The organism is Deltaproteobacteria bacterium (genome assembly GCA_029860075.1).
In the GTDB taxonomy this organism is placed as follows: Bacteria; Desulfobacterota; JADFVX01; order JADFVX01; family JADFVX01; genus JAOUBX01.
In genome coordinates, this window is record JAOUBX010000034.1 from 26,119 (window position 1) to 43,320 (window position 17,202).

Here is a 17,202-nt window from a genome sequence, read left to right on the forward strand (position 1 = left end):
GTATTTTCTCCTTTATTTATAGTACAGTCCCTCATTTCTCTGTTTTTTGTCTGTCTTTTTCTCTGGCCCATTATACGAAAAAGCTTGCCTTGGTTCTGAAAATAGTGTATAAAGTCTAGTTTTGCTCCTTGCTCCAGGCGTATGGATCTGGGGCTGACTAAAACCGTGAGGAGGATTTATTATGAGAATTTATGAAATGGTATTGATTACCAGCCCGGAGTTATCAAATGAAGGGCACGAGGAGCTTCTGTCTAAAATAGGCGGAATACTGAAGAAAAAGAGGAAGAAGGTAGAGAAAGGCGAGATTCTCAACGTCAATCAGTGGGGTGTGAGAAGGTTGTCCGTTCCTATCGAGAAGAGTGAAAAAGGTCGATATGATGTTTTGACCCTCAAGTGTCTTCCCGATACATTGAGTGAGGTTGAGAGAAATCTGAGGCTTTCCGGTGATGTTTTGAGATTTCAGACCATCAGATTAAAAAGTGAGCCTGTTTTTGAAAAGGCTCCTGAGCAAGCGGCTGAAACGGCTGAAGCAACTGAAGAGGCTGGTGCTGCTGCCGGCGCTGAGCAGTAAGAGGAGGATAGCATGTCAGAACAAGAGACAAGAAGAACGGAAAGCAGTTCACAGGATAGCAGGCCCGCTGGAAGGCCCGCTGGTGGAAGACCCGCAGGCGGAAGGCCCGCTGGTGGAAGACCTCAGCAGGGTGGCAGAAGAAGGTTTTATGCAAGAAGAAAATTTTGCAGGTTCTGTGCAAATAAAGATATAAAAATTGACTACAGGGATTCCGATCTTTTAAGGAATTTTATTACCGAGAGAGGCAAGATTGTGCCGAGGAGAATCTCGGGAACCTGTGCCCCTCATCAGAGAAAGTTGGCAGAGGCAATCAAGCGGGCCAGGAATCTGGCTTTAATTCCTCTTTGTGCAAAGCACTTCTAGGATAAAAAAGTCAGAATGGAAGGTGGAGGTTCCAGGGTAAGCCCTCTGAACAGTATAGTTTCTGTGTACCTCTTTAGCCTGGTTCTTTCGCTGCTCTTTTTTCAGTCCGTCATTTTTAGTCTGCTTACGCCCCTGCCCCAGATGTTTTGTTATCTCAGGCTGGGAAGATGGGCCGGCATTTCAATGCCTTTTGTAATGGTTCTTGTTGCGGGTTTTGCAGGTGGTGGCGCAGGGCTTGGCTATTTGTTCCAGTTTGCCATGCCGGGCGTTATTTTTTCAGAAGCCATTGTCAGACGCTGTAGCGTTGAAAAAAGCTTTCTTTTAGCCCTTGGAGCGACTGCAGCGGCGATCATGATTTTTTTGTCCCTTTACGCATCAGGCAGGGGACTTTCTTCGGGAGAGCTTGTTGGCGCCGTCGTTCAAAGCGGAATAGATCAAGTGGTTGCCTTTAATGAAGAGGCGGGGGGATCACAGGAACAGCTGAGAGCGCTTAAAAAGCTGTCTCCTTCGGCTGCGGAGTTTGCGTCCCGGGCTGATTGTGATCATCGTCATGGCCACACTCTGGTTGAATATGCTGGGTCTCTCACGGATTATGAAGCGCCTTGGCGCAGATCCGCCCTTTGGCGATTTGTCCCGATGGCGGGCTCCTGAATATATGGTGTGGGCGCTTATTTCCGCCGGTATTGTTCTTTTTTCAGGTGTAGAATTGTTAGTGCTTTCGGCGGTGAATTTGCTGCTGGTCCTGCTCGTTGTTTATTTTTTTCAGGGCATGGCCATTGTTTCCTATTTTTTTAATAAGAGGCACTTGCCGGGAGGGCTTAAGGGACTTGCTTATATCTTTATCTTTTTAATGTGGTACCTGGGCGCTCTTGTCGTTGCTCTCGGCCTTTTTGATCTCTGGTTTGATTTTAGAAAGCTCAATCGTCCCGAAGAGGCATAAGCCCTGATTACCGGGAATTTTTTAATAAAACGCTATAGTGCGGGATAATCAAAAGAAGTTTCAGTAAGGAGGAACTTATGAGCAGTATGAATGTTATATTAAAGGAAGATGTTCCAAATCTCGGTTCCACGGGAGATGTTGTTAAGGTAAAAGGAGGATACGCAAGGAATTATCTTATTCCTCAAAAGAAGGCATTGCTTGCCGATTCAAGGAATATCAAGGCTGTTGAGCATGCAAAGCTGCTTGCAGAGCATGCCCTGGAAAAGATGAAAAAATCAGCAGAGGATCTGGGTGAAAGGCTGAAGCAGACGGTCCTCACTGTCGTTCAGAAGGCCGGGGAAGATGATAAGCTTTTTGGATCGGTAACCTCAATGGATGTAGAACACGCTCTCAAGGCGGAAGGTTTTGACGTTGATCGAAAGAAGATCCACCTTGAAAAGCCCCTTAAGCAATTAGGTGATTTTATTGTTCCTGTAAAGCTTCACAGGGATGTAACGATTAACGTTACTCTCAAGGTAGTTAAGGAATAGTCATTATTTTACTCGTCAGCCCCTGCGGGCCGGCGGGTTGACGGGATATCCTTTTTTGCGGGATCGCCCTGTCCGGTTTGCCTGTTTTTTGCAGCCGCCTCTTTTTTTAAGGGGGCGGCTGTCTGTCATTGTGTGTATTTTTTCTTTTTTTGAGTCTTTGGGCCTCTAATGTCGGAAGCGATTAATCTCAATAATATTTATGTTGTTTTGTCGGAAACCAAAGGTCCCATGAATGTGGGCTCTGTGGCCAGGGCAATGAATAATATGGGATTAAGAGACCTTGCTCTTGTTAACCCCTGCGAATATACTTCAAATGAAGCAAGAAAAATGGCTTCCGGTTGTAACGATACGCTGCTTGGCGCCGGAGTGTATAAAACAACGAAGGAGGCTGTTTCCGAAGCCGGTTTTGTGGTAGGGATGACTTGCAGAAAGGGTAAGTACAGGCAAAATGTTGTTACCTCGGAAGAGATGGCCGGCCGGCTTGCGCCCATTTCCCGTAACAACAGGGTCGCTCTCCTTTTCGGCACGGAGAGAACAGGTCTTACCAATGAAGAAATTGCCCTCTGTGATCTTCTTGTTACTATTCCTTCGTCGACACTCAACGTTTCTCTTAACCTTGCCCAGGCCGTTCTTCTCGTTTGTTACGATATATTCAAGGTTTCCACGGAAGCGGGTCAGGCGGTGCTTCCCGAGAAAGCGGTTTTGGCAACTTCTTCCGAACTGGAGCAGATGTATGAGCACATGGAGGATGTCTTCGGCAGAATCGGTTATATTGATAAGAAGAACCCCGGTCATATCATGATGTCTATCCGTAATATATTTGCCCGGGCCCACCTTGATTCGAGAGATGTGAAGATTCTCAGGGGAATGATAGGAAAGATCGACTGTTTCAGGAAGTGGATTGAAAATGGGCAAAAAAAAAGAGGCGCCCGGGACCAGGTAGTCATGAGGAAAACTTCCTGTGATGAATAAATAAGGGACTGGTGAAAAAAGGTTGACATCTTTTAAATATCTGATATACATTAAGAAGTTCACCTTTTTTTGTGGAAGGGTTGTTTGAATGGCATTAAAAGCGCAGTTGACGGAAGATATGAAGGCGGCTCTTAAAGGCAGGGATCAGTTTAAGCTCGATACCCTGAGGATGGTTATCTCTGCCGTAAAAAATAAAGAGATTGAAAAGAAGGGTGAATTGCCTGATGACGTGATAACCACTCTTATCGGGACCCTTGTCAAGCAGAGGAAGGAGGCCGCCCAGTTATACAGGCAGGGGGGGCGTGATGATCTTGCCGGGAAAGAGGAGCAGGAAATTGATATACTAAAAGTTTACCTTCCTGAGCAAATGAGCGAGGAAGCGCTTGGCAAGGTGGTGGAGGCCGTTATTGGTGAAACGGGGGCCTCGTCCATGGCTGATATGGGTAAGGTGATGAAAGGAGTTATGGCCAGGGTGGCAGGTAAGGCTGATGGGAGCCTTGTTAGCGCCATTGTAAAAAAGAACCTTGCCTGAAGTATGGGCATTCTGAAACCATTTAGACACTCTGCTGTCTAAATAACTGCATATTATATATGCGGTTTTTTAGTGTTTATAACTTATGATAGGCCGGATGGCCCCGTAAATTGTCATATAATATTCCAGATGACAAGATTGAAGAGCTTAGGGAACGAAGCAGCATTGTAGATGTTGTTTCTCAATATGTAACTTTAAAAAAAACGGGCAAAAACTTTGTAGGTCTTTGCCCCTTTCATTCGGAGAAGACACCCTCTTTTACCGTCAGTGAAGAGAAAGAGATTTTTCATTGTTTCGGCTGTGGAGCCGGTGGTAATGTTTTCTCCTTTTTAATGAAAATAGAAGGTCGCTCCTTTCCGGAAATTGTAAGGGACCTTGCAGAGAAAGAGGGTGTTGAACTTCCTGATGGCAAGTCTTCAGGAATGATGGGCAGGGGGGGAGATCCTCGGGATGAGCGCAAGGATGCGCTTTATAACTTGTATGACAATGCATCTTCGCTTTATTCCCGGCTGCTTATGAAGTCGCCTGAGGGCGCGCAGGCCAGGAACTATTTCAAATCACGGGGAATAGGTAGTGATATCGCGAAAAAGTGGCTGCTTGGTTATGGCGGTAAAGGATGGTCCGCTTTTTCCGGGACTTTGACTTCTGAAAAGGTGAGAGAAGAGGCCCGCGAGGCGGGTCTCGTTATTAAAAGTAAAAAAGGCAGTTATTACGACAGGTTCAGGGAACGGCTCATCTTTCCTATTTGTGATATGAGGGGGAAGGTGGTTGCCTTTGGCGGGAGGATTGTCGAAGGGGATGGCCCTAAATATGTAAATTCTCCGGAATCCCCTGTTTATACGAAGGGGGATGTTCTTTATGGCCTGAATATTGCTAGAAATGACATTCGATCCGGAGGTGAGGCAGTGCTTGTCGAGGGCTATATGGATTTGCTGGCCCTTTACCGTTATGGAATAAAGAACGTCGTTGCCTCTTTAGGGACGGCGCTTACCAGGGCTCAGGCCCTGCTTTTAAAGAGATTTTGCAGTAAGGTTGTTTTGCTCTTTGATTCTGACAGTGCAGGTATTAAGGCTGCTTTAAGGGCTGTTGAGGTTCTTCTCGGCTGCGGCTTGAGTCCTTCCGTCGTTACCCTTCCCGCCGGTGAAGACCCTGATAGCTTTGTTAATGAAAAGGGGGAAGCGGCGCTAAGGGAGAAAATAGGAAGCCCGATACCTGCCATTGATTTTGTTTTAGCTGAGAAGCTGAAAGAGAAGCCGGCCGCGTCGCCTTCGGACAAGGCCTTTCTCATTCGCGAGATAATGCCTTTTGTGCGTCTTATCGAGGACTCGCTTGAGAGAAAGCTTACCTTGAAAAGGGTGGCTGAAAGGCTTTCCGTTGATGAAGCGCTTCTTGATGAGGCAATGGGGGGAGGCGGCGCTCCAAAGAGAGGTTATAAGGCTCAAAAGGTAAAAGGCGAAGCTGAAAAAGGTTCTGCAAAAAAGAAGTCAAAGGCCCAGGTGGCCCTGGAAACAATATTTGCCCTTACCTTATGGCACAGTGATGTTCTTGAAGAGGCTTTGAAATCGGGTGTTTTCAAAAATTTAAATGATCCCGATCTCGGTCTTATTGGTCAAAAGATAGAGTTTTTGTCGGAAAAGGGTAAGGATATTACACCCTCTGCCCTGATGGATCTTCTGGTGAATGATGGTCAGCGGGAAAGGTTGTCGGCCATATTGATCAAGGGGGATGTTCTTAAAGGATGCTCCCCGGTAGATGTCTTCAGGGATTGTGAAAGGATATTAAAGCAAAATTCCCTGTTGGAATCTGAACTGAGTATCACTAATAGATTAAATGACGCCTTAAACCGGGGAGATGAAAAAGAAGTGGCTTCCCTTCTGGAAGAGAAGCAAAGGATTATTCAGGCTCGGAAAAATGATCTGGCTTAAAGGAGAGATTGGATGAATAGAGAACAAAAATCTAAAGAGGTTGAAACTTTAATTAGCATGGGTAAGCAAAAAGGATTTCTTACCTATGATCAGGTTAATGATCTTCTTCCTCCCGATGTGGTCGATGAAAATCAGATCGACGATGTTATGACCATGTTTGGAGAGATGGATATCGAAGTCGTCGATGATGAGCAGAAGGCGCCGACCCGCAAAGAAGGGGATAGCGGCTCAGAAGAAGAGGAAGAGCAGGAGTATGAACCGGGGACCATAGGAAAGGCGAATGACCCGGTCAGGCTCTACCTGAGAGAGATGGGGTCTGTCTCGCTGCTTACCAGGGAGGGTGAAATTGAAATCGCCAAAAGAATCGAAAAAGGCCAGAATGAGATTATCAATACCATCTGTAAAACCGACTATGCCATTAAGGAGATACTCGGCTTTTCGCATGCTTTGAAAGAGGGGATGTTGAAGGTCAAGGATATTGCCAAGGGCATTGAAGAAGAGGAAGAGGCGGATGTTGAGGCTGAAATTGTGGAAGAATCCCCGCTTATGATCAAGACCCTTGAAACCCTTGAAAAGCTGGAAAAGTTGTTTAATGAGTGCCTCAAGCTGCGCGGGGAAGTTGAATCAAAGAAGGGTGAAGAGAGCAAGAAGGCTGAAAATAAGCTTGAGACGAAGAGGAAGGCTGTTGCCAAGACATTGCTGAGTTTAAATCTGCAGGACAAGGTTTATGAAGATCTTGTGTCAGGCCTTAAAAAGCTTGTAAGGAGCGGTAAGGGCTTGAGAAGCCAGCTGAAAGAGTGCGAAGCGAGGCTTTCCGATAAAAAAATATCGGCAGAAGAGAAGGCCGGCATTGAAGAAAAGGTCAAGGGCGTAAAAGGCGGTCTTGACCGGATTGAGCTTGAAAACGGGGCTGCTCTTGAGGAACTCGAAAAGACTCAAAAAACGCTTGTCAGGGGTGAGGTGGTTGCAAAAAGGGCAAAAAGGGAGCTTGTAGAAGCAAACTTGAGGCTTGTCGTCAGTATTGCCAAGAAATATACCAACAGGGGTTTGCAGTTTCTTGATCTTATTCAGGAGGGAAATATCGGCCTTATGAAGGCTGTTGACAAGTTTGAGTATCAGAGAGGCTATAAATTCAGCACCTATGCAACCTGGTGGATCAGGCAGGCCATCACAAGGGCCATTGCTGATCAGGCCAGAACGATCAGGATCCCTGTCCATATGATTGAGACGATCAATAAACTGATTAGAACTTCCCGCTATCTTGTCCAGGAAAAGGGGAGAGAGCCTTCACCTGAAGAGATTGCTGAAAAGATGGAGCTTCCCGTCGATAAGGTAAGAAAGGTGCTCAAGATTGCCAAGGAGCCTATTTCTCTTGAAACACCTATTGGAGAGGAAGAGGATAGCCATTTAGGTGACTTTATTGAAGACAAGAATGTTGTTTCTCCCGTAGAGGCGACCATTAAATATGATCTTCAGAACCAGACGAGAAATGTGCTGGCATCGCTCACTCCAAGGGAAGAGGAAGTGCTTAAGATGAGGTTTGGAATTCAGAAAAGAACAGATCATACCCTTGAAGAGGTGGGGCAGCATTTCCATGTTACAAGAGAAAGGATCAGGCAGATTGAGGCAAAAGCGCTTAGAAAACTAAGGCATCCCAGCAGGAGCAGGCGACTGAAAGGTTTTATCGACTGGCTCTAGTCTTATCCATAATAGTGTTGAAAAAATAAGTTTTACTTGTTATTATGACCAATTCAAATTAATTTAGGAGTTAAGCAGTGAAGAAAGAGATACATCCCGAATATTATGATGCCAAGATCAAGTGTGCCTGTGGTAATGTCATAGAAACACGTGCAAGTCGGCCGGAAATGTCTGTAGAGATCTGTTCTGCCTGTCATCCCTTTTATACGGGACAGCAGAAGATAGTTGATACGGAAGGCCGTGTCGAAAGATTTAACCGTAAATACGGTAAAACAGCACAAAAATAGTTGCAGCATTTATGGACCCGGTGAGCTTTTATGCCTCTCCGGGTCCATTGTTTTTTTGCGGAGAATTTCTCTATTAGGCCCCTTGCTTCACTAAAGTCCCCTGAACCGTCTGCTCTATGCGGCGCCGGATTCAGTGGATAACAGGCAGATTGTCTGTCACCTTTGACCGGCAAAATCAGAAAAAATCAAAATCCTCACCTCAAATTAAATAATACGCTAAGAGAAGTCCCGATGTTTAAGAAGCTCAATGAAGTTGAAAATCGTTATGAAGAACTTTCTCAGCTTCTTGGCGATCCTGAAATAATTTCCGACCAGCAGGTTTTTCAAAAGTATGCAAGGGAGCATTCGGAGATAGCTTCTGTTGTCGATACATACAGGAAATACAAGGATGTTGACGGTGAACTGGAAGACAACAGGGAGCTCCTGTCCGATCCGGACCCTGAAATGAGAGAGCTGGCAAAGGATGAGATAAAAAGACTCACTCTGGAAAAAGAGCGGCTCGAAAAGGAATTGCAACTCCTCCTCGTGCCGAAAGATCCGAGAGATGAAAAAAACGTTATTATGGAAGTAAGGGCCGGCACCGGTGGGGAAGAAGCGGCTCTTTTTGCGGCAGATCTTTTCAGGGCCTATTCCCGCTACGCCGAGAGCAAGAGGTGGAAGATCGAGCTTATTGACGAGAGCCTTGCCGACGCCGGTGGTTTCAAGGAAGTCATTGTGTCTATTTCAGGAAGCAAGGTGTATAGCCGCATGAAATATGAAAGTGGGGTCCATCGGGTTCAAAGGGTGCCCAAGACGGAAGCCCAGGGCAGGATTCATACTTCAGCCGTTACTGTGGCAATACTGCCTGAGGCTGATGAAGTCGATGTTGACATTAACCCCGGTGAACTGAAAATTGATGTCTTCAGGTCATCCGGCCCCGGTGGCAGAGCGTTAATACGACGGATTCGGCGATCAGGATTACGCATATTCCTACAGGAATTGTTGTCAGTTGCCAGGATGAAAAATCTCAGCATAAAAACAAGGCCAAGGCCCTGAAGGTTTTAATGTCACGCCTTCTTGCCCTGAAGGTGGAAGAACATGAAGCCGAGATATCGAAGGACAGGAAAAGTCAGGTAGGAAGTGGTGACAGAAGTGAAAAGATAAGGACCTATAACTTCCCCCAGTCGAGGGTGACCGATCACCGCATCGGTCTTACCCTTCATAAGCTCGACCAGGTTATGGAGGGGGATTTCGATGAAATACTGGATGCCCTGACGGCGCACTTCCAGGCGGAAGCCCTCAAAGTGAAGTCATAATCTAAATGCTTTCCCCTTTCCCTCACTTATGCAGAAGATCAAAGCAAAAATAAAAAGGATCAGGCCGGAAAACGATAATCCCCTGCCTGCTTATATGACGCCTCATTCTGCCGGTATGGATCTTTATGCCGATATTGAAGGTGAAATCGTCATTGAGCCCATGAAAAGAGCGCTTGTCCCGACCGGTATTTCCATTGCCCTTCCCGACGGTTTCGAAGCCCAGATCAGGCCGAGAAGCGGACTGGCAGTAAAGCATGGCATTGCTCTTGTCAACTCCCCGGGAACGATAGATGCGGACTATCGTGGTGAAGTAAAGGTCATTATGATAAATCTTGGAGAAGCTCCCTTCGTTGTCAGAAGAGGAGAGCGGATCGCCCAGATGGTTGTTCATGAAGTCTCCCGGGTTAGCTGGATTGAAGTTGATATTCATGATGAGACTGAAAGAGGGGGCGGTGGATTTGGTCATACGGGGGTTTGATTTCTATTGTTCTTGACAATTGAGATGTCCTGATGCTAAACTCAACACGCATTTGTCGTTTATACTTGTAAGGTGCCAAACTGCCTGTGAAGGCGGGACGGAAAGCCACGGGTCTTTTCTCCGATATTTCTGCTTTGTCCGTAAGATAGCCGGGTTGCCAGTATTTATAGTGATATTACTGGGCCCGGTTTTTTTTATTTTAGAATAATTGAATTTTGATTGAGGGGGATTTAGATGAAGATTTTTAAGGATGGTGTTCTGGCAAGATCTTGGAAAAGTCTCTGCACTTTGCTCCTTATTCTTTCCGTCAGCGCTTGTAGCGGCGGTGGAGGAGGAGGGGGAGGCGGTGGTGGCGGTGGTGATTCTTCAACGACCGTCTCTGGTAAGGTAACGCTTTCAGAAACTGTGTCCGAAAAACGGGCCTTTAAGTCAGTTAAGGCGCTTGGTGTGTGCCCTTCGGAATTGCAGGGAGCAGACATTAGTCTTTACAATGCAAGCCATCCGGAATGGTATTTTCCTGTTGCCAAAGTTATGAGTGGCCTGGATTGCAGCTACTCTTTTAGTGTTTTGACGAATGCCGCTTTGAATATAAATCCTGACGGAAGCCTCCCTTACAATGATGGAGACCCTATTCCTGCGGGTCTTTACACGGTAATTGCAAAAAATGATATCTCCATTACAGGTGGAAAGCAGTATGTGGCCATACAGGCTTTTGTCAGAAAGTTTTCCGGCGTTGTAAATGACAATAACCTGACTGCTTATGATGGTGATGTTGATCCTGAAGTAGATACAATGTTCGGGCAGAATCCGAATGGTGATGGCACTTTTGGAGGCGCTGACCTTGCCATTCAGGTGAATCGTAATCTGGGGATTACATTTAATAATGCAATAGCCAGAAAGACAGTCAATGGTTATATAACCGTTGCTGACGGCTCCGGAAATGTTATGGCCGGTAAATGGACTCTTTCTCCCAACCTTGTTTCTGCTGTTTTTAAGCCTGAAAGCGATTTTTCTCCGGGGACGCTCTATATTGTTACCGTTGGTACCGGGGTGCAGGATGTATTTGGAAAGCATCTGGCTGCTGTAGTGACGGGATCATTTACGGCAGACCTGCTTGATGAGAAATCTCCTAATGCTAATTATTTCGGGCCTACGACTGATACGCCTGTAAGCAAACCTCTCATGATAGAAGTTGATGAACTCGTTGATTTCAAGACGATGACTGTTTCTTCTGTTCCCGGTATTGGAGACAAACCTACCATTCGATTTATAGGTTTTGATCAGAGTCGCCATGAATTAACTAACAAAGGGTTTGTTTATGAGATACTGCCGAGCGCTAAATTGCTGCTTTCACAGGGCTATAAAATTACCCTGGGTGGTGCGCGTGATATGGCAGGTAATGTTCTTACTGATGTTACCATTGATATTACGACAGAGGCGACTGCTTCAGCGCCGACAGTGGAAAAAACATGGCCTGTCGATGGCGCTGTCGATGTAAGTGAGGGGACCGTTATCAAAGCCAGGTTTGACAGCATCATGGACCCTGAAACGATCAATTCGTTGACCTTTACCTTAAAAAATGGCGCCTCTAATGTGGGCGGAAGTGTTTACTACAACTATATTACAAGGACGGCCGTCTTTAAACCGACTGCCAACCTGGCTGTTTTTAAGACATATACGGCTACCGTCAAAGCAGTAGTGGGAGATTTTGGACAGGGAACAGACCAGACCCTGATGGGCCTTGATTACTCATGGTCCTTTTCAACACAGGCTACGGATGTAACTCCGCCATCAGTGAAGTTTACTACGCCTGTCAGCGCTGCACTGAAAATTTCAACAAGCACAAGCGTTACGGCTGTTTTTACTGAAAATATCACTGGTGTAAGTGATCTCTCCTTTACTTTAACAACAGCCAAGGGAGAGACTGTGCTTGCCGGAGTGAGCTATGTCCCACTCACCAATACGGCTATACTGACTCCTTCCACTCCACTTTCTGCCGGAGTGGTCTATACGGCTGCAATCGACGGTGCCTCAATTGCAGATGATGCCGGAAACCTCATGGAGAAAAACTACTCATGGTCTTTTACAACTGCTCCGCCTCCTGATTCAGGTCCACCTGCCATATCTTTAACAAGCCCTGCGGCAGGCGCCACAGGAGTTGCTATCGACTCTGTCGTTACCGTCGAATTCTCGGAGCCGCTTAAGGGGGTCGATTCTTCTTTGTTCTTCCTCTATGGTGGACGTCTTCCGGTGTCAGGTGTTGTGGAATATGATTATGTAACTAAGCGCGCAACCTTTATTCCTTCAAAAAAACTCAGCTACAACGCTGACTATAAGGCTGTCATTTCCGGAAAGATTGAAGACCTCACAGGAAACACGCTGGGAGCGGATTATGCCTGGGCTTTTACAACAATGGCAGAACCTGATCTGACGGCCCCCATGGTTGTATCTGAAAGTCCGGCCGATAAAACGGTAGATGTACCCGTAAATACTGATCTTTCCATTACCTTCTCTGAAGATATAGACGAAAGTACTGTTTTTATGAGCTTAAGCAGTGTGAATGGGAGTGTATCAGGCGATGCGATCTATGATGCAGTAAACTATATTGCTACCTTTACCCCGGCGTCGTCACTTTCTTATGGCACCATCTACGATGCAGTTCTTGCTTCCCATGTGAAGGATCTGGCAGGCAATCAAATGTCGGCCGGACATGCATGGCGGTTTAAGACAGATGCCCGTCCATACGTAGTGAAAGTATCTCCCGCCAGGGATGCTACCAATGTCGATACTGGCGCGGCGATTAAGGCGGTCTTCTCTGAAGCTGTGACCGGTGTCAATGACTCTACATTTACCATTGCCGGTGTTTCCGGTACTGTTACTTATGACGGGCCCGGTAAAACGGCAACATTTACACCCTCTGCATTTCTGAATGATTCCACCGTTTATACAGCGACAATCAGTTCATCTGTTGCAGATAATTATGGGATCTCTATGGCCGGTGATTTCATCTGGAGCTTTGAAACAGCTGCACCGGTTGACTTGACGCCTCCCACTGTTTCCTCGATGACACCGAAAAAGGGTGAAATAAATGTTGCCACCAACACGAATGTAGTCATCCATTTTTCAGAGGCAATTAATGATGCGACCCTATTCTTCAACCTAAGCAGTACATTCGGTAATGTCTCCGGTGGTCTAGGTTACGATACAAGCACCAATACCGCTACATTCTTGCCTGCTCTTGAACTGGATGCTTCAACTACCTATTCTGCGACAATTCGTGCAGGCGTAGCGGACCTTGCGGACAACGTCATGGTTTCCCCTGTTGTCTGGAGCTTTACAACAAGAGGTCCAACCTGGGGGACAGCCATAAGGCTTGAATCGAATCCCGGATCGGCTTATAACCCTCATATTGCCTTTGGTCCAAATGGTAATGCCATAGCTGTATGGCGACAGTATGATGCGAAGACTGCCTACTACGACGTTTATGCCAGCTATTACACTAAAGGGTCCGGGTGGGGAACGGCAATGCTTATTGAAACTAATGCAGGCAATGCTTATTCGCCAAAAGTTTCCTTTTACAGCAATGGCTATGCGAGGGTTGTCTGGCATCAGTATGATCCTGAGAATAAAACCTATGACATCTGGACTAACTTTTGTACGCCTTCCGGTTCGTGGTCGACGGCAGAAACGTATGATACGCTGGGGGGGCATGCTTACTCACCTGCTATTGCCAATGATTCCAGTTCTCTTATCGTTTGGTATCAGCATGACGGTTCCTACGACAGTCTCTATGGTGGCGCTTGCTGCAGTCAGAAAAGTGTTATTGAGAGCAACAAGGGAAGTGTAAGTGAACCTGTCGTAGCAAAGGATGGCAGTAAAAATGGAATGGTTGCTTGGCGTCAACAAAATGTATCAACCGGATACTATGATATCTGGGCCAGTTATTATAACGGCAGCTCCTTCGATAAACCAATACTTATTGAAGACATGCCTGGAAATGCCTATAATCCCGATGTTGCCTTCGATAGCAATGGAAACGCCATGGTTGTTTGGCAACACTATAATACGAAGACCCTCTTCTATGATATCTATGCCCGTTACTATAGTAAAGATGGCGGCTGGGGAGCAGTGAAACTGCTGGAGAACAATGCAGGTTCTGCATATGCGCCCAAGGTTGATTTCTACAATTATGATGCTGCCAGGATTGTCTGGCATCAATATGATACTACCTATAAAGTTTATGATATCTGGACCAACTATTATTTGAGTTCTGGATCTTATGGCACCGCTTCGAAACTTGATTCCGGTTCAGGCAGCGCATCCAGCCCGCAAATTGCAAATTCCGGCAACGCAATGACTGTATGGTATCAGCATGATGGTAAGTATAACAGTATCTATGGTCAGAAATGCTGTACCGGCACTGCCCTGCTGGAAAGGAGAAGCGGCGATGCCTATGAGCCGCAAGTTGCCAGGGATCCTTTTGATAATGGACTCGTTATCTGGCGGCAGTATGATGCATCGACCGGTTACTATGACATCTGGGTGAATCATTATAAATAGTCTGAGAGTAAATATGTAATTATCAGGTGCCGGAGGGCTGATTATAATAATCGGCTTTCCGGCATTTTTTTGATACTAAGCAAGAGAAGCCATCGTTTTTATTGATATTTAAATTGTTTGGCTAAATAGAGGTTGAGAACTAAACAATATTATCATCCGGCTTGCTTTTTGCTTTAAAATAAATTTCATGATTTCTTGACCTTTATATTTCACATGATATCATTAATAAAAACAAGCTAACTTCCTCCATTTTAAAACCATTGTTTTAAAAATAGAGGTGGCTGCTTTTAAATTTTTGTTTCGCCATATGGCTGGTTTGCTGGATTTTTTACGTCATATGGCAGGGTTTTGGGATTTTCATGTCAAACCATTAAGTATTGCAGGAGGGACGGTTATGAAAGGGAAGACTAAAAAGGGCGTTGATTTATTTATTACCCTGTTACTTGCGTTGTCACTGACGCTTTTCCTTGGCGCTTGTGGAGGCGGCGGCGGTGGAGGCGGCGGCGGTGGTGGTGGTGGTGGCGGTGGAACCTCCTATGATGGTGATTCAACCGTTTCAGGGAAAGTCTCTCTGTCATCTTTGGTTGGTTCAGACCAGGATGCTGTTTCCAAAGCTATGGGTTATAAACCGGGCATGTCCAAATTGATGTCACCTTCCTTTGATGGTTATTCATCGGCTCTCCTCAATGCCATTATCAAAGTCTACGTTATCGGCGCTGATGGTGAGCTTGAAGATACGGGAAAGACGTGCAGTTTTACCGGTTATGATAGTGCAACAGGTAATCCAACTTATGAATGTTTAAATCTTCGGGATGGCATTGATTATATTGTGAGGTTCATTAAGTTGCTTGATGGACAGGCGCTCGATATGATGACCAATATTACCGTGCCGTCAGGCTCTGCCGCAGTTACGGGTGGAGACCTTTCTCCACAGACAACGGTTATCGTTCAGACCATAGTTAATGCCGTTCTCGAAGCTACGGAAGGAAAGGATATAGACCAGACAGTCGTCAGCGACATTATAAGCGCTATTAAAGCAGCCATAGAAAGCCTTGTTGCTTCAGGGGCAATTGTGATTCCCTCGGTTATTGTAGAGGCTCCGACAGATGCCAATGGCGATCCCATTACTGATATAAACCAGCTAAATGGCGGGACGAGATATGGTGATAATTCAAGTGTCGACAGCGCTTCAGGGACACTGCTTTCCGATGAAACCGTATCCCGTGATCTCGATGCAGCTTCAACGACAACACAGTTAAACAGTATTGCAGGTATTGATGTTACGACAGATGCCGGAAAGAAAGCCCTGGTAGAAAAGGTATTTTTGGAACTTATCGATGATGGTAATATTCCACGTTTTTATATTGATTTCTTCTCAAACCAGTACATTGCCGGAATAACCACTAATCCTTTCGAGTTATACAGTACACTTGCACCGGGAATTACCTTTTATAACCTGACCGGTAATCCTATTAGTCCTCCGCCGGGTATGGCAGCTTACAGTGTAATGACAACACTCAACTCCGGCTTAAATGATATCCATACGGCACTTGACAATATGACATCATTAGTTCCTGCCAACGTTGAAGCGGCCAAGTTGATATTGGCGGATACTCCCCCCGTTTTGCCGGCACTCTTCCAGAAGGGGACAACCCTTACGCCTTCGTACCCTCTGAATGTCCCGCAGGCGATTGCATATACCATTTTTACGGTTGATGTTTATGCTGTGGATAGGGCCGCAGATACTGGTCGAGTAAAGGGTTCCACGGGAGAAACAGGATGGTTTGAACCGACGGAATTTGATCCTCTTACTTATGATCCGACTGGAGTTGATCCGGGACTTATGCAGTTTTTCGGTTTCTTTACAGATACGGAACTGGCGAAGATCGCGGGCGTCGAGATATTTGAATTCCAGACACGGCCCGGTAATGTTTACGCACGAACCATACCGGGTCACACTTCGGATTACTCGGGCCAGGAGTATGATATTCTTGATGCAACGACCTGTTTTGCCGATCCTGTCTATGCGGCAAACTTTGTTGCTGCATCAACGATAATGCCGACCACTTTCACTCCCATGAGTACTACAGTGGATCTTACCTATCCTACTGCATCGGGATCTCCGGCAAACAAAACGGCCGTTATGGTTAATGTTACCAGCTTCCCGCAATGGGGTGGTGGTGCTCGTCCCGATTCAATCTGCTTCACTGTAAGCCCCTGGGCAGCCAAGTGTGAGCAGAATGTTGGTTGTGATGAATTCTCCGTTTCCGAGGTGACGGGTGGATTTACTATTGATAACGATTCTGATCCCATTTTGGGAGCAATCCAAGTCTATGCCGGTATGCCTATCATCAGTGACTTTAAGACGGGCACTTACGAAGTTGTTGTTAAAAATAGCGCCGGCTCACCCGTAGCGAACAAGGTATTTACAAGGAAAGTCCTTACCGGTATGCAGGACGCAAAAGCTAAACTGCTGACACCGGCTTCCTGGCCTGAAGAGCCTAAAGAATGTCAGGGACTTCATGGTGGTACGACTCCGCGGAGAGATGAAGTGGCGGCCTGTGTTGCCTATGATGCAGAGTTGATTACCTTTACCCAGACGACTTTTGCAGCGACAACCACCATCGGTGCTGCTGACTATGGCAAACCGACAATCACATGGGCGCCGCCTGCCAATGTGACCCTTCCCGAAGGTGTTAAGATCGCTTATCACCTTAGCGTTGGTGAGCAATATTGCGGTGGCGGTCCATGCACCTGGACGCATAAGTTTGCCACATGGGACAGGGACAAGCCGACATATGGCACCTCACTGACCCTACCCGTACTGCTTGAGGAGATTCCCTTTGTTAATCAGACGGCCCTCAGTTATCATGCCAACATCAATGTTACCTTCGTTGATGTTGCGACAGGTGAAGAAATCGGGCAGGGTGGCCATTCAGGGGCCCAGTTCTGGGTAGGGCAGAAGCTTGTTTGGTCAGATACCATCACAATAAATGGTTCAACTCCGGCATCGATACGCCAGTATGATACGGGTAATTACAAGGTGGCTCT

At 46.3% G+C, this 17,202-nt stretch carries 11 protein-coding genes, 2 pseudogenes and 1 riboswitch; all 13 genes and pseudogenes read left to right on the forward strand.

What is annotated here, in order from left to right; translation table 11 throughout:
• Positions 1 to 181 precede the first annotated feature (181 nt).
• Positions 182 to 571, forward strand: coding sequence for a 30S ribosomal protein S6 (rpsF, locus tag OEV42_11480; protein MDH3974891.1), 390 nt, complete (start codon positions 182 to 184; stop codon positions 569 to 571).
• Positions 572 to 583: 12 nt separating this feature from the next.
• Positions 584 to 934 carry a 30S ribosomal protein S18 gene (rpsR, locus tag OEV42_11485; protein MDH3974892.1) on the forward strand — a complete coding sequence of 117 codons (351 nt, stop codon included), beginning with the start codon at positions 584 to 586 and terminating at the stop codon, positions 932 to 934.
• A 15-nt stretch (positions 935 to 949) separates the two neighbouring features.
• Positions 950 to 1,874 (forward strand): annotated as a pseudogene (locus OEV42_11490) (YybS family protein).
• Between the two features lie 77 nt (positions 1,875 to 1,951).
• On the forward strand, positions 1,952 to 2,404 hold the full coding sequence (gene rplI / locus OEV42_11495; GenBank protein MDH3974893.1) for a 50S ribosomal protein L9: 453 nt from the start codon (positions 1,952 to 1,954) through the stop codon (positions 2,402 to 2,404).
• Positions 2,405 to 2,572: 168 nt separating this feature from the next.
• Positions 2,573 to 3,376, forward strand: a complete 804-nt coding sequence (locus OEV42_11500) for an RNA methyltransferase (protein ID MDH3974894.1) — start codon at positions 2,573 to 2,575, stop codon at positions 3,374 to 3,376.
• Between the two features lie 88 nt (positions 3,377 to 3,464).
• Entirely contained in the window at positions 3,465 to 3,908 is a 444-nt protein-coding gene (locus tag OEV42_11505) for a GatB/YqeY domain-containing protein (GenBank protein ID MDH3974895.1), read from the forward strand.
• 110 nt (positions 3,909 to 4,018) lie between these two features.
• Positions 4,019 to 5,833 (forward strand): DNA primase, encoded by a 1,815-nt coding sequence (dnaG, locus tag OEV42_11510; GenBank protein ID MDH3974896.1) that lies wholly within the window; start codon positions 4,019 to 4,021, stop codon positions 5,831 to 5,833.
• A 12-nt stretch (positions 5,834 to 5,845) separates the two neighbouring features.
• Complete coding sequence (rpoD, locus tag OEV42_11515) at positions 5,846 to 7,531, forward strand: RNA polymerase sigma factor RpoD (protein MDH3974897.1); 1,686 nt, start codon at positions 5,846 to 5,848, stop codon at positions 7,529 to 7,531.
• A 77-nt stretch (positions 7,532 to 7,608) separates the two neighbouring features.
• A complete protein-coding gene (rpmE, locus tag OEV42_11520; protein MDH3974898.1) occupies positions 7,609 to 7,818 on the forward strand; it encodes a 50S ribosomal protein L31 in 210 nt (69 codons plus the stop codon).
• A gap of 231 nt (positions 7,819 to 8,049) precedes the next feature.
• Positions 8,050 to 9,113, forward strand: a pseudogene (gene prfA / locus OEV42_11525) (peptide chain release factor 1).
• Positions 9,114 to 9,141: 28 nt separating this feature from the next.
• Positions 9,142 to 9,591, forward strand: a complete 450-nt coding sequence (gene dut, locus OEV42_11530; protein MDH3974899.1) for a dUTP diphosphatase — start codon at positions 9,142 to 9,144, stop codon at positions 9,589 to 9,591.
• Positions 9,592 to 9,655: 64 nt separating this feature from the next.
• A riboswitch (cyclic di-GMP riboswitch) is annotated at positions 9,656 to 9,753 on the forward strand.
• A gap of 72 nt (positions 9,754 to 9,825) precedes the next feature.
• Positions 9,826 to 14,151 (forward strand): Ig-like domain-containing protein, encoded by a 4,326-nt coding sequence (locus OEV42_11535; GenBank protein MDH3974900.1) that lies wholly within the window; start codon positions 9,826 to 9,828, stop codon positions 14,149 to 14,151.
• 394 nt (positions 14,152 to 14,545) lie between these two features.
• Positions 14,546 to 17,202 (forward strand): hypothetical protein (locus OEV42_11540; protein MDH3974901.1); only part of this gene is annotated, 2,657 nt, incomplete at its 3' end.